This is a genomic window from Shewanella sp. S1-49-MNA-CIBAN-0167, from assembly GCF_040310145.1.
In the GTDB taxonomy this organism is placed as follows: Bacteria; Pseudomonadota; Gammaproteobacteria; order Enterobacterales; family Shewanellaceae; genus Shewanella; species Shewanella psychromarinicola.
Genome location: NZ_JBEOPO010000020.1, coordinates 1 through 21,710, shown reverse-complemented (window position 1 = coordinate 21,710; position 21,710 = coordinate 1). Strand labels below are relative to the sequence as shown.

Below are 21,710 nucleotides of genomic sequence, written 5' to 3'. Positions count from 1 at the left end.
GTAGCTGATTTTTTAGTTACATTAAGGTATTCTGTATTGAGAGACGTTCGGTCATCAATGTGGTTATGATAAGTATCTGCAAGCAGGGCTTAGGTTAGCTTAAGTTGTAAACAGAGGTAGAATAATGGTCGATAACAAAAATAACGGTGACAGCGGCAAATTGCTGTACTGCTCTTTTTGCGGAAAAAGTCAGCATGAAGTGAGAAAACTCATTGCTGGTCCATCAGTTTATGTATGTGATGAGTGTGTTGATTTGTGTAACGACATCATCCGTGAAGAAATCAAAGAGATTTCTCCTAAGCGTGATGAAGACAAGTTGCCGACACCCCATGAGTTACGCAAACATCTTGATGACTACGTAATAGGTCAGGATCAAGCTAAAAAAGTGTTAGCCGTAGCGGTATATAATCATTATAAGCGTTTACGTAATGGCGCAATGAAAGATGGTGTTGAACTTGGTAAAAGTAACATTTTACTATTAGGCCCAACCGGTAGCGGTAAAACATTATTAGCTGAAACACTTGCACGCTCACTGAATGTCCCTTTTGCTATGGCTGATGCAACCACATTAACCGAAGCTGGTTATGTGGGTGAAGATGTTGAAAACATCATTCAGAAGCTACTGCAAAAGTGTGATTACGACGTTGAGAAAGCCGAGCGTGGCATCGTCTATATTGATGAGATTGACAAAATCAGTCGTAAATCAGACAACCCTTCAATTACTCGTGATGTGTCGGGTGAGGGTGTTCAGCAGGCGTTGCTTAAGTTAATTGAAGGCACTGTTGCTTCAATTCCGCCACAAGGCGGACGAAAGCATCCACAACAAGAATTCTTGCAAGTGGATACGTCTAAAATTCTGTTTATCTGTGGTGGTGCATTCGCTGGACTTGAAAAAGTCATTGAGCAACGTGCACACACAGGGACTGGAATTGGCTTTGGTGCAGAAGTAAAAGGCGAAGCAGATAAAGCGACTATTTCACAGATCCTTAGCAAAGTAGAGCCTGGTGATTTAGTGAAGTTTGGGTTAATCCCTGAATTTGTTGGTCGTCTACCTGTTGTTGCTACGCTAACCGAGTTAGATGAAGCGGCATTAGTACAGATTCTATCTGAGCCTAAAAATGCATTAACTAAGCAATACAGTGCATTATTTGAGATGGAAAATGTCGAGCTTGAATTTCGTGATGATGCATTACAAGCTATTGCTCATAAAGCCATGTCACGTAAAACCGGTGCCCGTGGATTACGTTCTATTGTTGAAAGCATCTTGCTCGATACCATGTACGATATTCCATCGACTGAAGGCGTGATCAAAGCGGTTATTGATGAATCAGTAGTGAAAGGTGAATCAGTTCCTATTTTGATTTACGAAAATACAGAGACACAGGTTGCTTCAGGCGAGCAATAATTGCTCTGATAGCAAGTAAGTTGATAAATAAGGAGTCCATTGGGCTCCTTTTTTCGTATTGCCCATTGAAACTGATAACATTACCCCAATATAATTGTTATTAAGTCTATTTCATTAAACGGAATCGAGCCATGACTAAAGAGCGTGAAGCGCATATCGAACTCCCCGTATTACCACTGCGAGATGTGGTGGTATACCCACATATGGTAATTCCGCTATTCGTAGGACGGGAAAAATCAATTCGTTGCCTTGAATCGGCAATGGAACAAGACAAGCAAATTTTATTAGTCGCTCAGCGAGACGCTGATCTTGACGAACCGACCAAAGACGATATTTTTGATATTGGTACGGTAGCCTCTATTTTACAGTTGCTTAAATTACCAGATGGCACGGTTAAAGTATTAGTTGAAGGTGGTCAACGAGCCAAAATCAAGCAATACACCCAAGAAGAGGCATTTTTTACTGCAACAGCAGAATACCTCGAGTCACAACAGTTAAGTGACAAAGAGGAAGAAGTGCTAGTTCGCAGTGCGATTGGCCAATTTGAAGGCTACATTAAGCTAAATAAAAAAATTCCACCTGAAGTATTAACGTCATTGTCAGGTATTGATGAAGCCGCTCGTTTAGCTGATACCATGGCTGCACATATGCCATTGAAGCTTGAAGACAAGCAATCTGTGCTAGAGATGATCAATGTCGGTGAGCGTCTTGAATACCTGATGGCAATGATGGAATCGGAAATTGACTTGCTTCAAGTTGAAAAACGTATTCGTACCCGTGTTAAAAAACAGATGGAAAAAAGTCAGCGCGAATACTATTTGAATGAGCAAATGAAAGCCATTCAAAAAGAGTTAGGCGACATTGACGAAAGCCATGATGAATTTGAAGTGTTGGCGCGTAAGATTGAAGACGCTGGCATGCCAAACGACGCAAAAGAAAAAGCCATTGCTGAGTTGAATAAGCTCAAAATGATGTCACCAATGTCAGCTGAAGCCACTGTTGTGCGCAGCTACGTTGACTGGATGACTGCGGTGCCTTGGAAACAACGCTCTAAAATTAAGCGTGACTTGGCCAAAGCACAAGAAGTACTTGACGCAGACCATCATGGGCTTGAAAAAGTCAAAGAACGTATTCTTGAGTATTTAGCAGTACAAAGCCGAGTTAGGCAGCTTAAAGGGCCCATTTTGTGCTTAGTAGGACCTCCAGGCGTGGGTAAAACCTCGTTAGGTCAATCTATCGCTAGGGCTACTGGTCGTAAGTATGTTCGTGTTGCATTAGGCGGCGTGCGTGATGAAGCAGAAATTCGCGGTCATCGCCGTACTTACATTGGTTCAATGCCAGGTAAAGTCATTCAAAAGATGGCCAAAGTAGGCGTTAAAAACCCATTGTTCTTACTCGATGAAATCGACAAAATGAGTTCTGATATGCGTGGCGATCCATCGTCAGCGCTATTAGAAGTACTCGATCCTGAACAAAATGCAACGTTTAACGATCATTACCTCGAAGTCGATTACGACTTATCTGATGTGATGTTCGTTGCCACGTCAAACTCAATGGATATTCCAGGCCCTTTGCTTGACCGTATGGAAGTTATTCGTTTAGCCGGTTATACCGAAGATGAAAAGCTTAATATTGCTAAGAAACATTTATTGAGTAAGCAAATTGAACGTAACGGCCTTAAAGCAAAAGAAATCAATGTCGATGACAGCGCTATTTTAGGCATTATTCGTTATTACACTCGTGAAGCGGGTGTGCGTTCATTAGAACGTGAATTGTCGAAGATTTGTCGTAAAGTAGTTAAGCACATTCTGCTTGATAAAACGGTCAAAGTGATTGACGTTAACCAAGATAATTTAAAGTCATTTCTAGGTGTACAACGTTTTGATTTTGGCAAAGCAGAATCGAACAACCAAATTGGTCAAGTGACTGGCCTTGCATGGACTCAAGTCGGCGGCGATTTGTTAACCATCGAAGCCACCTCAGTAGCAGGTAAAGGTAAATTAACCTATACCGGTTCGCTGGGCGATGTGATGAAAGAGTCTATTCAAGCAGCAATGACGGTTGTACGCGCTCGAGCAGAAAATTTAGGCATCAATAACGACTTTTATGAAAAACGTGATATTCATGTGCACGTACCAGAAGGCGCGACACCAAAAGACGGTCCTTCAGCCGGTGCAGCAATGTGTACCGCGTTAGTGTCTAGCTTAACGGGTAACCCAGTGCGCAGTGATGTTGCTATGACAGGTGAAATCACCTTACGTGGTGAAGTATTGCCCATTGGTGGCTTAAAAGAAAAGCTATTAGCAGCGCATCGCGGCGGAATTAAACACGTATTAATTCCTCAAGAAAATGAACGAGATCTGGAAGAAATTCCAGCCAATGTGATTGCCGATTTAATCATTCATCCAGTGCGTTGGATTGATGAAGTGTTGAAATTGGCGCTTGAACGACCAGTTGAAGGCTTTGAAGTGGTCAAAAAATAGCTTGTTAGTTAAAAAGTTGCTATAGAGCATAAAAAAAATGAAAAAAGGGGCTTAACAAAGCGCTGACCTGTGGTAGCCTAGGTCGGTGGAGAGTCAGTCGCACCAAGCCCTTGGGGCATCTGACGTAGAGCTGTATCCAATTTCATTTTTTGGTTTTCGTACTAAGCTTGGTGTGTTATCAAGCTTATAAAATAAAGCCTCCGCAGACTGCTCTAATCATAGATTTGGTTGCGGCGCGACAATAACATTCAAGGGGATGACATGAACAAATCTGAACTAATCGAGAAAATCGCATCTGGTGCTGATATTTCTAAAGCTGCTGCTGGCCGCGCACTGGATTCTTTTATCGCTGCGGTAACTGAAGGTCTTAAAGATGGCGATAAGATTTCTCTAGTTGGTTTTGGTACTTTTGAAGTACGTCAACGTGCTGAACGTACTGGCCGTAACCCACAAACGGGTAAAGAAATTAAAATTGCTGCTGCGAACATTCCTGCGTTCAAAGCTGGCAAAGCGCTAAAAGACGCTGTTAATTAATTATTAACAACGTGGCCTTTGTAAGGCATTCGTAAAGTAAGCACTGCTTAGGCGGTGCTTTTTACGAAAAGCAACCTGTAATATGCGTGGCATAATACATGTTGGGAGTATTGGGTTTTGCCCGTGGTAGCGTCTGATAACTCCGTATAATTTACAATAAGGCGCAGCCACAAGGTGATGCGCCTTTTTATTTTATTAATCGCAACAAGCGAGAATTCAGATGTTAGAAAAAATTCGTGAAGGATCACAGGGGATTGTTGCTAAAACAATTCTAGTCCTTGTGATACTTTCTTTTGCTTTTGCCGGTGTGAGCAGTTATTTAGGCTCAAACACAGGTGTACCTGCAGCAGTTGTTAATGGTGACGCAATCGCCGCCAACGATCTAGAACAAGCTTTTCAAAATGAACGCTCTCGTATTGAAGAACAGCTTGGCGAAATGTTTACCGCATTAGCGGCTGATGACTCTTACATGAACGGCATTAAACAAGGTGTATTAGATCGTTTAATTGCTGATAAACTCATTGATCAAGCTGCTTATAAATTGGGCTTACGTGTATCTGATGAGCAAATCAAACAAGCGATTATCGAAGAACCCGCATTTCAAACTGATGGTCAATTTGACAATGAACGCTACCTAGCAGTATTGCGTCAGTTAGGTTATCAAACCACCAGTTTTAGAAACATGATGCGTGTTGATATGACTCGTCGTCAGTTACTCACCGCACTAGTGGGCAGTGAGTTTGTTTTGGATGGCGAAGCTAAGCAGCTTGCACAAGTTCAAGGCCAAACCCGTGACATCCGCTACTTAGTGGTCGACTCAACACCTTTTTTATCAAGTGTGTCGGTGTCTGATGAAGAAGTGCAAAGCTATTACGATGCTAATTTATCGCAATATATGAGCCCTGAAAAAGTCAGTCTTGAGTATGTTGAATTGAATGCTGATGAAATGGCTAAAAACAGTGAAACCTCTGATGAAGAAGTAAAAGCTTATTACGCCGATAACAAAGCACAATATAAAACGGCTGAAAAACGTCTTGCTGCGCATATTTTTGTTGCCGCAACCGATGACGACAGTGCAGATAAAGCCAAAGCAGACGCCATTAAAGCCAAGTTAATAGCGGGTGAAGATTTTGCTGAAGTGGCAAAAACTGATTCTGATGACCAGCTTAGCGCTCAACAAGGTGGTAAGCTAGATTGGTTTGAACAAGGTGTAATGGATGCTGCATTTGATGAAGCACTTTTTGGATTACAAAAAGATCAAGTCTCGTCAATTGTAAAAAGTGAGTTTGGCTATCACATTATTAAGCTACTTGATTTACAAGCCAGCCAAGCGACATCGTTTGACGACGTTAAAGCCAAAATAGTAGCACAGCTGCAACAAAAGAAAGCGCTAGATGTATACTATAGCTTACAAACTAAGCTGGCTGATACCAGTTACGAAATTCCTGATTCTTTAGCTGAAACCGCGCAAGCTGTTAATGCGAAAGTACAAACAACTCAGTTATTTTCTCGTGACGACGTACCCGCCAAATTTAACACCCCGGAGCTTATCAAAGCGGCGTTTTCTGACCAAGTGTTAGCCAGTGGCATGAACAGCGATGTGATTGAACTTGCGCCAAACCATGTTGTGGTGATTCGCATAAAAACACATCAAACAGCAGGCATCATCAGCTTAGTTGATGTTAAAGCGGGTGTTGTTGAACGTTTGAAGCAAGATAAAGCCAATGACGGTGCGCGTGATAAAGCCGCTGAATATATGGCGCAGTTAAAAGCGGGTAATAACACCTTAACCGGTGCAACCTTAACCGCCTTGCCTAAATTAGGTCGTTTCAATCAAGACATCGACCAAGCCATTACCAACAAAGCCTTTAAGATTGCTGCTCCTGCTGAAAACAGTGTCACTATTGACACTGCATCATTAGCTACTGGTTATGCGGTTATTGTTGTTGATAAAGTCAATGAAGCAGAAGGCATCAATGACAAGCTGATCAATACGCTTAAACAACGTATCGCGCCTCAATACAGTGAAGCTGATTACCGTGCTGTGATCACCTCACTAAAAGCGGTTGCTGAAATTGAGTATCCTGTTGCTGACTAATTAAGTCATTTTAATAGTAAGTAATAACAAAAGACCTAGGCTAGCCTAGGTCTTTTTTTTAAAGGTAATATAGGCATGAAACCATTAACCAGCGGAGATGATATTGAGCGATTTGAGTTATCGCATTATTGCGATGAGACGTTTGAGCTTATCAAGCAGGGAGTCTTGCAGATTAAGCTGGTTATATTTGAGCGATGTCAGTTTATTCAATGTGATTTGAGTCAGAGTGATTTCAGTCACTGCCAGTTTATTGAATGTGTCTTTAGTCAATGTAATTTAAGCGTGTTATCTGTCGTCGCCACTGAGTTTGATGATGTTATTTTTCGCGACTGTAAGGCGATAGGTATTGACTGGACTAAAGCTCAGTGGCCGCAATTTATGACTCAAACCAGCATTAAATTTGAGCAATGTTTACTCGATGGCAGTAACTTTTACTCGCTTCATTTACCCGAGATAACATTGGTAGATTGTCGTGCCCACGATGTTGATTTTAGAGAAGCCAATTTAAGCAAAGCCGATTTGCGACGGACAGATTTTACTTTAAGCCAATTTAGTCATACTAATTTAAGCGGTGCTAATTTTACCGATGCAAGCAATTATCACATTGACATCACCCGTAATGAGGTTAAACAAGCCATATTCAGCCGATTTGAAGCCTTGAGTTTGTTAGAAGGCTTAGATATTCAATTAGTTGATTAATTTCATTATTCCAATTTTGGTTAAACTTTGGCTAAACAATGGCTAAAGATTAGGTATTATTGCCTGCGCACAAGCAACAAGTTAATTTACATTAGTTAGGTTCTGATAGCGATCGGGATGTGATGACTTACACCCAAAAGGAGACGACATGAGCCATAGACTTGATCAGGCATTTGAGCGAGCATTAGCTTATTTAGATCAGCATTTACATGAGCCGTTTGACCTGGGAATGTTAGCTGATATTGCCGATATACCACAAAGCCATTTTGAAGCGCTATTTTATGCGCTGTATCATATCTCCATTGACGCCTATGTAGAATTACTAAAAAGCCTAGAAGCCGCCCATTTATTAGGTTTTGCCAAGCAAGTTTCTCTGACTACAATCGCGGCTAAATTGGCCTATCGTAACGAACAGCACTTTATCGAATCGTTTACTCGCAGTATTGGTCAAAGCCCTCAATCATTCCAACAAGCGCCTGATTGGGGCAACTTTTTTGCTAAGCAACAACCGCTTAAATCGTTTCAAGCAGATGTTAGTCAGCAAGAGAAGCAACCCTCAGTTGATATTGTATCGTTTGATACGCAAGCATTAGCGGTGATGGAACATCATGGTGATCCGGCTTTATTACCTCAAACTATTGCGCGATTTATTGAATGGCGTCGACAGTTTGCTTTATCTCCTACAAGCGGTAGAACCTTTAATTTGCTTTACTCAAGCTCGGAGTTATCTGCTAAAACGCAATATCGAATTGATATTGGTGTATCGTTAAATACCGAGACACAAGCAAGGTTGAACCCTTTAGCGTTAGAATCGAGTCAGATTAAGCTCAAAGAGATCCCTCAGGGACGATGTGCGAGGGTTAAATACAATGGTGATGATAATGGTATTACGGCGGCAATAGGCTACCTGTATCGCGATTGGGTTAATGCGAATGATGTTACCCTAAGAGATTTCCCCTTATTTTTAGAGCGACTCGTGATTGCTGATAATGAGTTTGGTGACCCTCAGCCAAAACAACAGCAAGACTCACAACAAGTACTGATTTATTTACCGATTGTTTAACCTCAAACCATAAGCCATCACGGGCTGACCATGGTCAATAAATATTCACTTATTCACTATTAATATAGGGATCTAATGCTGACTTCAACCCTCAAAGAGCAGGTATAAAGGGCGTTTATTACTTGTGAGTCATCACTACTATCCGCATGAGGTTATTGAATCATGTCATCCCAGACAGGGTAATCTAGCCACGATAGCCTAAAAAGCTAAAAAGAGACAGATATGGGTGAATGGCAATTAAAGGTGAGGGCAACGACGAGATTTGGGCATTTTTGTGTGTGCCCGGCTCAAAAATAGTAAACATCTTTCAGGGCGGGACTGGAGTCATAAAAAAGCCGTAATGCAGGGCATTACGGCTTTTTACGTTAACGTGCTATAACTGAGCTTCTAGTTCACTTATGCTTCCTGTTCACTTATGCTATAGCTCAATCACATCAAACGTGACACTCGGATCAACGTCGGCTTCATAATCAATACCATCAATACCAAAGCCGAACAGTTTTAAAAACTCTTGTTTGTATTCATCGTAGTCAGTTAATTCACTTAAGTTTTCAGTGGTGACTTGCGGCCATAAATCACGGCAATGCTGCTGAATTTCTTCGCGAAGTTCCCAATCATCAAGGCGTAAGCGATTTTCGCTGTCAACAGCTGGTGTTTGGCCATCAACACGGTATAGGCGTTCACTGAATAAGCGGTAGATTTGTTCAATACAGCCTTCATGTAAGCCTTCTTGACGCATTTTCTTAAATACCATCGCGATGTAAAGTGGCATTACGGGAATTGCTGAGCTCGCTTGTGTCACCACACTTTTTAACACCGCAACGTTAGCTGAGCCACCCGTAACTGATAATTTGCTGTCAAGGGCGTGAGCTGCGCGGTCTAAATCCATTTTGGCTTTACCCAAGGCGCCATGCCAATAAATAGGCCAAGTCAATTCGGTACCAATGTAGCTATAAGCAACCGTTTTGCAATTGTCAGCTAATACGCCAGCTTCGCTTAGCGCACTCATCCATAATTCCCAATCTTGGCCGCCCATTACCGTGATGGTGTCAGCAATTTCTTGCTCAGTAGCAGGCTCTACAGAGGTATCAATAATGGTGTTTTTGTTGGTATCAACAGCCGTGGCAGTATACGTTTGGCCAATTGGTTTAAGTGATGAACGGATAACTTCACCGGTGTCTGGCAATTTACGAACTGGAGAAGCCAGTGAGTAAACCACCATGTCGATTTGACCTAAATCTTGCTTGATAAGCTCAATAACTTGTTGCTTTGCTTGATGGCTGAATGCATCACAGTTAATGCTTTTTGAATACAGGCCTTCTGCTTTGGCAAACTTGTCAAATGCCGCTGTGTTGTACCAACCGGCAGTACCGGGCTTAGTTTCAGAACTTGGTTTTTCGAAAAACACCCCGATGGTGGCGGCGTCGCTACCAAATGCTGAAGCGATACGAGAAGATAGGCCATAGCCACTTGAAGAACCGACAACCAGTACTTTTTTTGGCCCATTAGCCATTTTGCCTTTGGCTTTAATTAGTTCGATTTGTTCTTTTACGTTCGCTTCGCAGCCAACAGGATGAGTCGTGGTACAAATAAAGCCACGAATTTTAGGTTTAATAATCATATTTAAGCTTCTTCCTTTAACATTGGCTCTAGGATAAATAGTTCGGCGACTAAATGGCACTGATTTTTGCTAAAAAGGTCTCAAAACCATAGTGGTTGGAGCAGTTTAGCGCTTTTGCATAAATTGACTTTGCTCTTTAATGAGTCGCTGGGTGTATTCATGCTGTGGTGCGGTAAACAAGGCCTCAGTGGTGGATTTTTCAACCATATGACCATTTTGCAGTACCATAATTTTATCACTTACATGACGGATAATATTGAGATTATGTGAAACGAAAATATAGGATAAACCCATCTCTTTTTGGAGTTTTAATAGCAGATTAATAATTTGAGATCGAACCGATAAATCCAGTGCTGTCAGCGCTTCATCTGCAATAATAATTTTGGGATTAAGCATTAATGCCCGCGCAACGGCGACACGCTGCTTTTGGCCTTCTGAAATCATGTGCGGATAAAAGTCTGCGTGCTCGGGCAATAAGCCGACTTTTCTTAAGGTTTCAATGACCAAGGCTTTACGTTCCGTTGAATTTAATTGTGTATTAAATCGCAACGGTTCTTTAAGCAAGTTACCAATGGATAAACGTGGATTTAGCGAGGTGGTTGGATCTTGGAAAATCATTCTAATTAACCGACATCGCTGCTTTAAATTATGCGTTTCTAATGTTTCACCTTCAAAAAATATTTCGCCGCCACTACGTTGCTCTGCACCGACTAAAATTCGGGCAAGGGTACTTTTGCCTGATCCCACTGTTCCCACAATTGCCAGTGTTTCACCGCGCTCGAGTTCAAATGAGACTGGAGACAATGCCTGATAATATTGAGGTTTAAAACGCTTATAACCGGTTAAGTATTGCTTACTTAACTCAGTCACTTTAAGCAATGGTGTCGTCATCTTCTTGCTCACTTTTATAAGGGAAATGGCAGGCAAAATAGCGGTCTTTAATATGTTCAAGTTTAGGCTGTTTTACACAAGTTCGCTGCGCTTCAGGGCAACGTGGGCCGAGTCGACAACCCGCGGGTAAATGTTGCAGAGACGGTGCCGACCCTTGCAGTGTGGGTAAGTTAGCTTTGTGACGCATTTTTTTAGTATGATCAGGTAGGTTTTTTAATAATGCCCGCGTGTAAGGATGATAGGGCATGGCCACCATTTCGTTAACGGGTCCTGATTCCATAACCTGACCACTGTACAGAATGGTTAAGTTGTCACACCAATGCACCATGGTTTCGAGCTCATGGCTGACCAATAAAATGGACACATTTTGCAGTTGATTGAGTTGTGATAATAATCTAAAAATCTGCGCTTGAGTATTAAGCTCCATAGAGTTGGTTGGCTCATCGGCAATGAGTAGTTTGGGATGATTGGCGACAGCCATTGCAATCATGACTTTTTGGCATTCGCCTTCAGACAATTCCCATGGATAGCATTTCATTAGCATTTTGGGTTTTTTTATACCCACTTTGTGGAGCCATTTTTGCGCGTTTAAATAGGTCGCATGACTGCGTCGCCAAAAAGGAATATTTTTATTGGGCACCATAGCTTCAATTAATTGACTACCAATGGTTTTAACCGGATCTAAACTGCCTGAAGGATCTTGGAAAATCATCGCCATTTCGCTGCCCATTAGGCAACGCCGTTGTTTGGCATTCATTTCCAATAAGTTTTTTCCATCCCACATCATACGATCGGCAATAATATGCCAATTAGGACCCAACACCCCCAAAATCGCTTTGGCTAACAAACTGCGCCCAGAGCCTGATTCGCCAACCAGCCCATGAATTTCACCTGGGTTGATTGTCAAACTGACTTTTTCGAGCACTTTTACAATGCCCTCGGGGGTATCTAGTTCAATCGTGAGATTACGAATATCGAGTAAAGGCATAAGTTAGTTTCTTATCGGTGCAAGCGCAGAACGTAAACCATCACCAACTAAGTTAACCGATAACACGGTAAACAAAATGGCGATACCAGGGATACTTACGGTCCAAGGTGCGAGCAGTAAATTATCAAGCCCTTGTGCGACCATCGCCCCCCACTCTGGACTCGGTGCCTGAGCTCCGAGGTTTAAAAAACCGAGTGCAGCGATATCTAATATCGCCGCAGAGATTGCCATCGTGACCTGAATAATCACCACATCCCATACGTTGGGCATAATCACATACCAAAAAACTTGCAATGAGTTGGCACCGTCTAGTTTTGCTGCAGTGACATATTGTTTTTGTAGCTCTTCATGAACGGCTTGATGAATAACACGGACAAATTGTGGAACCATCGCGATCCCCACGCCCCAAAACACATTATTAAGTCCTGGCCCCATAACCGCGACCACTAAAATGGCCATTAATAATGAAGGAATAGAGAGGAGTGCATCTAATAAGTGACCCAGAATACTCGACTTAATACCGCGCATCATTCCTGAAAGCGAACCAATAATAAAGCCAAAAAACAGCGAAGCCGCCACAATAAGTAGTGACATACCAAAGGTTAATTGTACGCCGTGTAAGATGCGGCTAAAAATATCTCGTCCAAGATCGTCAGTCCCAAGAAAGTGTTCTACTGAACCGGCAGGATCCCATGATGGCGGCAATAGTAATACTTGTTGGTCTTGCATCTCGGCCGAATAAGGCGCGATGATCGGGGCGAAAATAGTTAATATTAATAAAAATATGACGGCCCATAGACCGATTACGGCAAATGGATTAGCCGAAAACGTTTTCCACATTCGCCACAGCGGTGAGGCAATATGATCTTCTTGGTAAATTTTAATTCGAGGCATACAATTCCTTTCTGCTCATTGGATTGATTGCGGTATGAAGCAAATCAATCAAAATGCTCAAGAAAATGATTAATAATGAGACAGATAAAATGCCTGCTTGAATGACGGTATAATCACGCTGATAAATGCCCGAAACTAACCAGCTGCCTACACCTGGCCACGAAAAGATAACTTCAACCACGATGCCATAGCTAGCAAACGATCCCAGCATTAAACCAATACTTTTTAGCACTGGAATTAAGGCGTTGGGTAATGCATGGCGCAACAGTATTTTAGCTGTGTGTAAACCTCGCGCTTCAGCGGCTCGAATATAGGTTTTATTCATTACATTTAAAATGGCTTGTCGAGTGATCCTCACCACCAATGTAAAGGGAAGTACCGCTAAAGTGACTGCGGGTAATATCAAGTGCAGTAAAGCATCATGAAATGCCGGAATGCGATAAGCAGAATCAGATAATAAGGTATCTATTAACATGAAGCCCGTGACAGGTTCAATTTCATAAAGTAAATTAATTTGGCCTGAAATCGGCAACCAGCCTAAATTGACTCCAAACCACATAGATAGGGTTAACCCCAGCCAAAATACCGGGATAGAATAACCCGTTAAAGTGACCGCTAAAATACTATGTTGAAGCGCTTTATTATTGCTTAAGGCAGCCAGAATACCTATGGGAACCCCAAAGAACACCGCAATAAATCCTGAAAATAACGACAGCTCAAATGAAGCAGGCAATACTGAAGCCAGTTCCTCTGAAACCTCTTGCTGCGAGTTACTGGATATCCCTAAGTTACCCGACAAACGCTGGCGTAAATAGGCAGTAAACTGCAATAATTGATTATCGTTTAATTGATAATCTTGTTCAATTTGCTGTTTTTGCTCAATCGTTGGGTACTGAATCCCCGACAGCGAGTAAGTTTTACTGACAGGAAATTGTCCCGATGCCATAAATAGCACTGCTATCATTAACAGTGATGTGGCCATAAACAGCGTTATGCGCCTAAAGAGGTAACGCCACATTTATTGGTTTTCCTCTTTTGTTTTGGTTGTTCCGGCAAATGAAATGCCGCCATAAGATCTAATTTGCATGCTAGTAATATTGTTCTTTTTCAAGACCACTTTTTTAGCGTGAGCAAGTGTCACCATAGGAACTTGATCGCTGATAATCGCTTCGGCGGTTTGATAAAAAACTTTACGTTCTGGTTGAGTTGAGACACTTTGGGCTTGGGTTAATAAGTGTTCAAAGTCTTTTTGGCACCAGCGAGAGCGATTATTGTTAGAGGCTAATGCTGCGCAGCTTAATAACGGGGTAAAAAAATTATCGGGGTCGCTATTATCAGCATTCCAACCAATGAGAACCGAATCATAATTAGAACTGGCTAACTTCTGGGTGAACACGCTCCAATCATAGCTAATGATATTAAGTTTTACCCCAATACGGGCTAAATCTGCCTGAATAAGCTCCGCTGTTTTCAGTGCGCTAGGATTATAAATCCGCGCCACAGGCATGGCCCACACATTAATGGATAAATTAGATACGCCTGCTTGTTGCAGTAAAGCTTTGGCTTTTTCAGGGTTATATTCATTAGGCGATAAGTTTTTCGAATAAGCCCATGATGCTGGAGGCAAAACCCCTGTAGCCTCTACGGCGGTATCATTATATACCACGTCTAAAATATTATTCTTATCGATAGCATGTGCAAGCGCTCGCCTTACCCTAACATCATCTAATGGCGGTTTTTGGGTGTTAAATGCCCAAAATGCCACGTTCAGTCCGGGTTTGGTATCGACAATAATATCCTTATGTTGGTTAAGTACTGCAAGCTCACCCGCTTTGGGCAATGCTGAAACACTGCAGTCTCCGGTGATTAATTTGGCAATGCGCGCGGTGCTTCTTGGGGTAATATCAAACACCAATTGGTCTATCTCAACCGTGGGTCCCCAATAGACTGGATTCTTTTTATAGCGAATATATTCATTTTTAACATACTGATTGAGCTGAAAAGGTCCTGTGCCTACAGCGTAATAATCAATATCTTCAGGCTTGCCCTGGGCTAAAAGTTGATAACCATATTCTGCCGATAACACTACGGCAAAATCAGTGGCGAGATTAGATAAAAAAGAAGCATCTTTACGCACTAAATGAAAGATAACTTGGTAATCGTTTACTTTTTCAATTTTATCGATTAAATCAGCAAAACCTATACTTTGAAAAAATGGATAACCGGTTCTGCTGACTAAATGATATGGGTGCAAGGGGTCAATTATACGGTTAAATGAAAATAACACGTCGTCGGCATTAAAATCTCTTGTAGGGGCAAAGTGCCGCGTCTTATGAAAGCTAACATGCTCACGCAAGGTAAATAGATAACGTAACCCATCATCGGAGATTTGCCATGATGTTGCTAAGCCGGGAGTCATCTCGGCTTTTTGTTGGCTGTAATTCACCAATCTGCTGTAAATCTGATGTGAAGTGGCATCAATAGTGGTGCCAGATGTGACAAGCTGGGGGTTAAAACTTTCGGGATTACCTTCGCTACAATATACGAGACCAGAAGGTAATTGTGCTTGTCCGCATGCAGCCAACATAACGCTGGATAGACATAGAGACATCAGCTGGTACCAACGTTTTACTATAACAGGCATGGTGTGATCATATTTTATCGATTTTGAGTGGTTATTTTAACAGTGTTCATTGCATTGGGGCAATGAGCATATCCAAGCTTCATTCAGCTCTTATCGAGTAAGTTGTACTTTTTCAAAATACCACGAAGTTGATGATAGCTTAAGCCTAATAAATCGGCGGTTTTTTTCTGATTATACAGGCCTTCAGCCAATGCGCGTTGCAATAATTCTATTTCACTGTTTTCGGTATATTCTTTAAAATCTATTGGAAATTCGATGCTACTCAATACGGCTGATGTGTCGGTGTTAATACGGGACTCAATGGGCTCAGCAACAGAGGCCGTGGCATGTTCAATCTGCATAGCTTGACGTTCTCGGGTTTTGACTCTATTTACTGGACGGTAGGGTGATGCAAAAGGGTCTAAAATAATATGATCAATTTCTTGGCCATCAGTCCCTTCGCGATAAACACTTCGCTCGACGACATTTTTTAATTCACGGATGTTCCCTGGCCAGCTGTGCATCATTAATTGTTCTATCGCCAGCGGACTAAAACCGCCAAAATATTCCAGTGATAATTGTCTTGCCATGCCAATAGCAAAATATTCTGCTAATGTCATGATATCTTCGGTTCTATGTCTTAATGGAGGTAAGGTGATTACATCAAAGGCTAAACGGTCGAGTAAATCAGCTCTAAATTCACCATTTTCTGCCAAGGTCGGTAAATCTTCATTGGCGGCACAAATAAGCCGAACATCAGATTGAACTGTTTTACTGCCACCCACTCGTTCAAATTCACCATATTCGATGACACGTAATAACTTTTCTTGGATTAATCCCGAGGTGTTTGCGAGTTCATCTAAAAAGAGTGTTCCACCATCAGCGCGTTCAAAACGACCTTCGTGCCGACCTTTTGCGCCAGTAAATGCACCAGACTCATGGCCAAAAAGCTCAGTTTCGAGTAAATTTTCACTTAGTGAAGAACAATTAAGTTTAATAAAGCTTTGATCCCAACGAGGAGATAAGTAGTGTAGTCGTTCTGCAATTAATTCTTTGCCAGTGCCGCGCTCACCAATAATGAGCACAGGCTTGGATAATGGCGCGACTTTAGACACATGTTCTAATACTTCAAGTAATGCATTAGATTGGCCGATGAGATTATTTTGCTGAAATTGTTTACTCACAGTTAGCTACTCGCAAAATTGTTAGTGATTTAGACTAATAATTGGTGAAAATCATAATAAATGGCTTGAGTGTTAAAAGAAAGCAAAAGTTAAATATTTGTTTAAGTGTATGATATTATTTAACTTGTAAATATTGGCACGTAATGTGTATTACTAACTGCGACATCCACGTTAATTTTGAGGAACACATTATGGGAATTTTCTCTCGCTTCGCTGATATCGTTAATTCAAATATCAGCTCAATACTTGATAAAGCCGAAGATCCAGAAAAAATGGTCCGTCTTATCATTCAAGAAATGGAAGACACTATTGTTGAAGTACGTTCAACCTCAGCGAAAGTATTGGCTGAGAAAAAAGAATTACTTCGTCGGATTGCTCGTGTTCAAGAGCAGGTTCAAGATTGGCAGAATAAAGCTGAGTTAGCGTTATCCAAAGATCGTGAAGACTTAGCCAAAGCTGCTTTGAGTGAAAAACAAAAAACAGTTGGTTTACTGCAAGCTCTTGAAATGGAACTGCAAGTTGTTGAAGAACATGTTGCTCGTTTAAAAGATGAAATCGCTCAACTTCAAGAAAAATTGAATGATGCCCGTGCTCGTCAAAAAACCATCATTATGCGTAAGCAAACTGCCACTTCACGTTTAGAAGTAAAAAAGCAGCTTGATTCAAGCAAAATCGATGATGCGATGATGAAGTTTGAACAATATGAGCGTCGAGTTGAAGGGATTGAAGCACAGGTAGAATCATATGATTTAGGTAAAAAGAACGTTCTCGCTGACGAGTTTGCAGCATTAGAAGCAGAAGACTCTGTCAATGACGAATTAGCAGCATTAAAAGCAAAAATGAGTGCAAAAGCACAACCTAAATCTAAAGCATAAATTTATTCAGAGGTGAGTTATGGATATGGATCTTCTTATTGCACCAATTATCATCTTTATGGTGATTGTGGCACCTATCTGGTTGGTTCTTCATTATCGCAGTAAGCGACAAGTGAGCCAGGGACTCACTGAGGAAGAATTTAATCAGCTTAATGGTTTAATTGCTAAAGCTGAGAAAATGAGTAGTCGCATCGAAACATTAGAAGCGATTTTAGATACTGAATCACCAGAATGGAGAGCAAAACATGAGCTCAGCTAATGGTCGTACTTTATACCGCAACCCCAAAAGTGGTAAAGTGGCTGGGGTGTGTTCAGGTATCGCTGATTATTTTAACTTTGAAACATGGCTAGTACGTGTCATCGCTGTGTCGATATTCTTACTCGGTGGCTCAGGGTTTGTGTTTGTTATTTATATTGCCTTATGGATGATATTAGATATTAAGCCACAGAACTTACAACACAGAGATCAGCACAAAGATATTGAAGTTAAAAAGAAAGTTTGGCAAGCGGGTGAACCTGCAAAGCAAGCGTTGTTTGATGTTAATCGTCAATTTAATGGATTAGAAGTCCGTTTACGACGACTCGAAGAACATGTCACTTCAGACAACTTTGATCTTAAACGCCAAATAAATAGTCTTTAATCCTACTAATGGGCGGTTTTCCGCCCGTGTTTTTGGGGAGCCATCAGCCATCATGAGATTTTTAGATCGTTCCTTGTTTCACGTCACTCAAACCGCGCAATCTTTGGTTCATCGTAGTACCGACCGTCATGTTAGGTTAGCTGTGACTGGATTATCAGGTGCAGGTAAAACGGCTTTTATCAGCGGATTAGTTAACCAATTATTGCATGCCGGGAAAGGGGCCAAGCACAATCCTTTACCATTATGGCAAGTGGCGCGCGAAGGTCGATTAATTGCCGTCAACCGTGCCATGCAACCTGATTTAGATATTGCCAGTTTTGATTATCAAGGTGCAATAAATGCATTAAGCTCGTCGCCTCCCTATTGGCCCGCTTCAACCAAAAATATTACTGAATTACGCTTGGCGATTAAGTATCAGCCACAACAAGGCTTGTTAGCAAAGTTGACGGATACCGCAACCTTGTATGTCGATATTGTTGATTATCCTGGTGAGTGGTTACTTGATTTACCTATGCTTAAACAAGACTTTACCCATTGGTGTTTGTCGCAACAGGCCACCGTGACATGTTTAAGCCATTCACCTTTATTTGCGGCATTTAATCAGGCAGTAGAGCAGTTAGACTTAAGCCTATTAGCGGATGAACAACAACTTAAGCACATTGCTGATTTGTATCAAACCTTATTGGTTGATTTGGTTCGGCAACAGGGGTTTTATCACGCCCAACCAGGGCGTATGTTATTACCGGGTGAATATGAAAATACCCCGTTACTGACATTCTTTCCATTGATTACCTTGAGTCCAATTCAGCATTCGGAATTATCTGCAAGCTCAAGTGATTCAAATTATCACGTACTTAAACGGCGTTATGAACAGTACGTATCACAAGTCGTTAAGCCCTTTTATCGTGACTACTTTTCTCGATTTGATCGCCAATTGGTATTAGTTGATTGTTTAAATGCGCTTAATCATGGTCAGGCGCAATTTAATGACATGGGCCGTGCACTTAACAGCATTATGGAGAGCTTTCAATTTGGTCAGTCGAGTTTAATAAAACGTCTGTTTTCACCGCGGATTGATAAAGTTTTATTTGCTGCTAGCCAAGTAGACAGAGTGACTCGTGATCAACAGAGTCATGTGCTCAGTTTGTTAACCGCAATGCTACAACAAAGCCAGCATTATGCCAATTTTGAAGGCAGTGAAGTTGAAACCATGGCGATAAGTGCGATTAAGGCCACTCAACATGGGATGGTCAATATTGATGGTGTTCAACAAGAAGTGGTAAAAGGGACTGGGCTTGATGGTAAGAAAGTGACCTTATATCCTGGCGATGTTCCGGCATCATTACCTGATGCAGAATTTTGGCAACAACAAGGATTTAGTTTTAGTGCTTTTCTGCCGCCTAATTTAAGTCATATTCATGATCACAATCCGCAATTTGAACACATTCGTCTCGATCACCTTTTAGAGTTCCTATTAGGCGATAAATTGTCTTAATGGATTTATTTTGAGCAATAATTTGGGCCTTAGTTATGAATGAATCTACACATAGTTCGCCGATAAAGAAATCGCAAATATTTACGGAGTCAGACTTAATCGTGACTCAAGAGGCGCATTCCAAAGCGGATCCTATTAAGCCCGCTAAACCGTTTGAAGACATTGACTTTATTTGTGAGAAATCCTTAATAGAATTACCAGCCTCAATGGAAGACAGCATTAAACCTGCAACACCCAAGCGTTGGTCACTATTGGCAAGATTATCGATTATTGGTTTGGTGTTCTTCGTCATAGTTCAAACCGTGATGGGGTTAATTGACTCTCTTCAGCAAAGTCCGTGGTTATTTGGTTTTTATGCAACAGTGTTATCCATTGTTAGTGTATGGGCGATGGTGTTGACCCTTAAAGAATGGCGTAAATTAGTTAATCTTAAAAAGGTGAGTGACCATCAAGCGAAAGCTGAACGGTTGTCGCAAAGCATGCAAATGGGTGAAGCTAAACAATTTCTGGCACCAATATTAGCCAAATACCCAAATAACGAGGCAAAGCAACAATATCTACAAGCCTGTAGCCATGAACATAATGATGCTGAAATCGTTGTATTATTTGAAGATATTGTGTTGTCTGAACGTGATCTACTTGCTAAAAAGCGAGTTAATCGTTTTGCTGCAGAGTCGGCATTATTATTAGCGGCCAGTCCGCTCGCCGCGCTGGATATGGCTATTATTTTGTGGCGTAATCAAAAAATGATCAATGAAGTCGCTGCTATTTATGCGATTGAGTTAGGTTATTGGAGTCGGATAAAACTTATTCGTAGCATTGTGGTTAATCTTATTTACGCGGGGAGCACAGAGGTGATTACCGATTTAGGGACCCAATTATTATCGGTGGAAATGACCGGCAAGTTATCTGCCCGAATTGCACAGGGGCTCGGTGGCGGTTTACTTACCGCAAGACTCGGTTATCAAGCTATGAGTTTGTGTCGCCCTATTGCATTTAATAAACACAATAAGCCTAAATTATCCCACGTTCATCAGCATTTATTGGGTGAATTAAAGCAGTTTACCTCGTCAATGATGTCCAAAAACAAATCGAAACAAACTCAGCCTGTTGATAAGAACGAATAAAATATGTGTTTTTTTTGTACAATGTGAGTTTATTGACTACAGTTAGCCTCCGATCCGGAAACCCTACGCGTTCCGAATCGTTCGAGCTTGGTAATGGAGAAGGACGCATACCAGCAAATTAAGGACAGAAAGGAGAATCTAATGAAATCACCATTGACATTAACTGCAATATTTATGGGTTTATGCTGTTTGTTGAACGAAGCCGCTCTGCGGCAGAAAAGATAAAAACACATCTTTAGCCCCATCATAAATACTTACTAGACCCTGCCTACCTTGGCAGCTATCTAGGAGTATTACTATGAACGCTCACGAACAACAACGCTTTGATTGTCTTTATGAACAACATCTTACCAATTTAACGCTGCAAGGCAAGCGGCCTGCTACCATCGACGCTTATAGCCGCGCTGTCAGGCGTATTAGTGCTTATTTTGACTGTTGCCCTGATAACCTTTCAACCGATGATTTAAAACGCTACTTCGCTGATTTAATTGCCTCTCACTCCTGGAGCACCGTAAAACTCGACCGTAATGGATTACAGTTTTTCTATCGATATGTTCTTAACCAGCACTGGGAGTGGCTGAGTATTGTGAAGCCTCCGCAGGTTAAACGTTTACCCGATATATTGACCCCTGCCGAAGTATCCATCGTCATTAGCCTCACCCATAAGCTGCGATATCAAGTGTGCTTTTTAACCTTGTACAGTATGGGATTGCGCCTCGGTGAAGCGATTTCATTACAGGTTGGCGATATTGATTCAGCTCTGATGCAGGTGCATATCCGTGATGCCAAAGGTGGCAAGGATAGGCTAATACCCTTACCACAGCGCACATTGTTAGCGCTGCGATATTACTGGCAAACTCATCGTCATCCTCAGCTTTTATTTCCTGGTAAAGACGGTAAACCTGACTCACTAATGGACCGTGGTGGCATTCAAAAGGCGATGAAAAAAGTGATTAGCGACTGCAACATTCACAAATCCATTAGCCCACATAATTTACGCCACAGCTATGCCACTCATCTGCTCGAACAAGGGTTAGATTTACGCTCAGTACAGCACTTACTCGGCCACAACAGCCTTAACACTACCGC

Annotated in this window: 19 protein-coding genes; 12 read left to right on the top strand and 7 right to left on the bottom strand. The window is 41.6% G+C overall.

Annotated elements, in window-relative coordinates; translation table 11 throughout:
* Positions 1-124: 124 nt before the first annotated feature.
* From clpX to AAEZ00_RS11020, 6 genes are all read left to right on the top strand, one after another.
* The gene (gene clpX, locus AAEZ00_RS11045; RefSeq protein ID WP_101030323.1) at positions 125-1,405 is read left to right on the top strand and encodes an ATP-dependent protease ATP-binding subunit ClpX; all 1,281 of its coding nucleotides are present in this window, start codon (positions 125-127) and stop codon (positions 1,403-1,405) included.
* Positions 1,406-1,536: 131 nt separating this feature from the next.
* Positions 1,537-3,888 (top strand): endopeptidase La, encoded by a 2,352-nt coding sequence (gene lon / locus AAEZ00_RS11040; protein ID WP_351088634.1) that lies wholly within the window; start codon positions 1,537-1,539, stop codon positions 3,886-3,888.
* Between the two features lie 261 nt (positions 3,889-4,149).
* Complete coding sequence (hupB, locus tag AAEZ00_RS11035) at positions 4,150-4,422, top strand: nucleoid-associated protein HU-beta (protein ID WP_059745462.1); 273 nt, start codon at positions 4,150-4,152, stop codon at positions 4,420-4,422.
* Positions 4,423-4,642: 220 nt separating this feature from the next.
* Positions 4,643-6,520, top strand: coding sequence for a SurA N-terminal domain-containing protein (locus AAEZ00_RS11030; protein WP_351074811.1), 1,878 nt, complete (start codon positions 4,643-4,645; stop codon positions 6,518-6,520).
* Positions 6,521-6,595: 75 nt separating this feature from the next.
* The gene (locus AAEZ00_RS11025; protein ID WP_351074809.1) at positions 6,596-7,219 is read left to right on the top strand and encodes a pentapeptide repeat-containing protein; all 624 of its coding nucleotides are present in this window, start codon (positions 6,596-6,598) and stop codon (positions 7,217-7,219) included.
* Between the two features lie 148 nt (positions 7,220-7,367).
* Positions 7,368-8,282 carry an AraC family transcriptional regulator gene (locus tag AAEZ00_RS11020; RefSeq protein ID WP_124013373.1) on the top strand — a complete coding sequence of 305 codons (915 nt, stop codon included), beginning with the start codon at positions 7,368-7,370 and terminating at the stop codon, positions 8,280-8,282.
* Between the two features lie 418 nt (positions 8,283-8,700).
* Here the strand turns inward: AAEZ00_RS11020 and fabV are convergent, their stop codons facing one another.
* The 7 genes from fabV to pspF all read right to left on the bottom strand — a co-directional run bounded on the left by fabV (position 8,701) and on the right by pspF (position 16,483).
* The gene (gene fabV / locus AAEZ00_RS11015) at positions 8,701-9,903 is read right to left on the bottom strand and encodes an enoyl-ACP reductase FabV (protein ID WP_124013372.1); all 1,203 of its coding nucleotides are present in this window, start codon (positions 9,901-9,903) and stop codon (positions 8,701-8,703) included.
* Between the two features lie 105 nt (positions 9,904-10,008).
* Entirely contained in the window at positions 10,009-10,794 is a 786-nt protein-coding gene (locus AAEZ00_RS11010) for a peptide ABC transporter ATP-binding protein (RefSeq protein WP_101030329.1), read from the bottom strand.
* The gene (locus tag AAEZ00_RS11005) at positions 10,775-11,782 is read right to left on the bottom strand and encodes an oligopeptide/dipeptide ABC transporter ATP-binding protein (protein WP_124013371.1); all 1,008 of its coding nucleotides are present in this window, start codon (positions 11,780-11,782) and stop codon (positions 10,775-10,777) included. Before AAEZ00_RS11005 ends, AAEZ00_RS11010 begins: the two co-directional genes overlap by 20 nt.
* Before the next feature lie 3 nt (positions 11,783-11,785).
* Complete coding sequence (locus tag AAEZ00_RS11000) at positions 11,786-12,676, bottom strand: ABC transporter permease subunit (protein ID WP_124013370.1); 891 nt, start codon at positions 12,674-12,676, stop codon at positions 11,786-11,788.
* On the bottom strand, positions 12,663-13,694 hold the full coding sequence (locus AAEZ00_RS10995) for an ABC transporter permease (RefSeq protein ID WP_101030332.1): 1,032 nt from the start codon (positions 13,692-13,694) through the stop codon (positions 12,663-12,665). Before AAEZ00_RS10995 ends, AAEZ00_RS11000 begins: the two co-directional genes overlap by 14 nt.
* A complete protein-coding gene (locus tag AAEZ00_RS10990) occupies positions 13,695-15,320 on the bottom strand; it encodes an ABC transporter substrate-binding protein (RefSeq protein ID WP_124013369.1) in 1,626 nt (541 codons plus the stop codon).
* A gap of 83 nt (positions 15,321-15,403) precedes the next feature.
* Complete coding sequence (gene pspF / locus AAEZ00_RS10985; RefSeq protein ID WP_101030334.1) at positions 15,404-16,483, bottom strand: phage shock protein operon transcriptional activator; 1,080 nt, start codon at positions 16,481-16,483, stop codon at positions 15,404-15,406.
* A gap of 191 nt (positions 16,484-16,674) precedes the next feature.
* On the opposite strand from pspF, the gene pspA reads away from it, so the two are divergent.
* The 6 genes from pspA to AAEZ00_RS10955 all read left to right on the top strand — a co-directional run.
* The gene (pspA, locus tag AAEZ00_RS10980; RefSeq protein ID WP_101030335.1) at positions 16,675-17,358 is read left to right on the top strand and encodes a phage shock protein PspA; all 684 of its coding nucleotides are present in this window, start codon (positions 16,675-16,677) and stop codon (positions 17,356-17,358) included.
* Between the two features lie 19 nt (positions 17,359-17,377).
* Complete coding sequence (gene pspB / locus AAEZ00_RS10975; RefSeq protein WP_101030336.1) at positions 17,378-17,617, top strand: envelope stress response membrane protein PspB; 240 nt, start codon at positions 17,378-17,380, stop codon at positions 17,615-17,617.
* Positions 17,604-17,999 (top strand): envelope stress response membrane protein PspC, encoded by a 396-nt coding sequence (gene pspC, locus AAEZ00_RS10970; protein ID WP_101030337.1) that lies wholly within the window; start codon positions 17,604-17,606, stop codon positions 17,997-17,999. The genes pspB and pspC overlap by 14 nt, the downstream gene beginning before the upstream one ends.
* A gap of 52 nt (positions 18,000-18,051) precedes the next feature.
* On the top strand, positions 18,052-19,494 hold the full coding sequence (locus AAEZ00_RS10965; protein ID WP_101030338.1) for a YcjX family GTP-binding protein: 1,443 nt from the start codon (positions 18,052-18,054) through the stop codon (positions 19,492-19,494).
* A gap of 35 nt (positions 19,495-19,529) precedes the next feature.
* The gene (locus tag AAEZ00_RS10960; protein ID WP_124013367.1) at positions 19,530-20,621 is read left to right on the top strand and encodes a TIGR01620 family protein; all 1,092 of its coding nucleotides are present in this window, start codon (positions 19,530-19,532) and stop codon (positions 20,619-20,621) included.
* Between the two features lie 298 nt (positions 20,622-20,919).
* The coding region (locus AAEZ00_RS10955; RefSeq protein WP_351088633.1) for a tyrosine-type recombinase/integrase at positions 20,920-21,710 on the top strand (791 nt) is incomplete at its 3' end.

What these genes read in the sequence shown, in the direction of transcription:
- AAEZ00_RS10990 (WP_124013369.1), bottom strand. Translation starts at nt 15,320, where the DNA reads ATGCCTGTTATAGTAAAACGTTGGTACCAGCTGATGTCTCTATGTCTA.
- AAEZ00_RS11020 (WP_124013373.1), top strand. Translation starts at nt 7,368, where the DNA reads ATGAGCCATAGACTTGATCAGGCATTTGAGCGAGCATTAGCTTATTTA.
- AAEZ00_RS10960 (WP_124013367.1), top strand. Translation starts at nt 19,530, where the DNA reads ATGAATGAATCTACACATAGTTCGCCGATAAAGAAATCGCAAATATTT.
- pspA (WP_101030335.1), top strand. Translation starts at nt 16,675, where the DNA reads ATGGGAATTTTCTCTCGCTTCGCTGATATCGTTAATTCAAATATCAGC.
- AAEZ00_RS11005 (WP_124013371.1), bottom strand. Translation starts at nt 11,782, where the DNA reads ATGCCTTTACTCGATATTCGTAATCTCACGATTGAACTAGATACCCCC.
- AAEZ00_RS11010 (WP_101030329.1), bottom strand. Translation starts at nt 10,794, where the DNA reads ATGACGACACCATTGCTTAAAGTGACTGAGTTAAGTAAGCAATACTTA.
- pspB (WP_101030336.1), top strand. Translation starts at nt 17,378, where the DNA reads ATGGATATGGATCTTCTTATTGCACCAATTATCATCTTTATGGTGATT.
- AAEZ00_RS10995 (WP_101030332.1), bottom strand. Translation starts at nt 13,694, where the DNA reads ATGTGGCGTTACCTCTTTAGGCGCATAACGCTGTTTATGGCCACATCA.
- pspC (WP_101030337.1), top strand. Translation starts at nt 17,604, where the DNA reads ATGAGCTCAGCTAATGGTCGTACTTTATACCGCAACCCCAAAAGTGGT.
- hupB (WP_059745462.1), top strand. Translation starts at nt 4,150, where the DNA reads ATGAACAAATCTGAACTAATCGAGAAAATCGCATCTGGTGCTGATATT.
- clpX (WP_101030323.1), top strand. Translation starts at nt 125, where the DNA reads ATGGTCGATAACAAAAATAACGGTGACAGCGGCAAATTGCTGTACTGC.
- AAEZ00_RS11000 (WP_124013370.1), bottom strand. Translation starts at nt 12,676, where the DNA reads ATGCCTCGAATTAAAATTTACCAAGAAGATCATATTGCCTCACCGCTG.
- lon (WP_351088634.1), top strand. Translation starts at nt 1,537, where the DNA reads ATGACTAAAGAGCGTGAAGCGCATATCGAACTCCCCGTATTACCACTG.
- AAEZ00_RS11025 (WP_351074809.1), top strand. Translation starts at nt 6,596, where the DNA reads ATGAAACCATTAACCAGCGGAGATGATATTGAGCGATTTGAGTTATCG.
- AAEZ00_RS11030 (WP_351074811.1), top strand. Translation starts at nt 4,643, where the DNA reads ATGTTAGAAAAAATTCGTGAAGGATCACAGGGGATTGTTGCTAAAACA.
- AAEZ00_RS10965 (WP_101030338.1), top strand. Translation starts at nt 18,052, where the DNA reads ATGAGATTTTTAGATCGTTCCTTGTTTCACGTCACTCAAACCGCGCAA.
- fabV (WP_124013372.1), bottom strand. Translation starts at nt 9,903, where the DNA reads ATGATTATTAAACCTAAAATTCGTGGCTTTATTTGTACCACGACTCAT.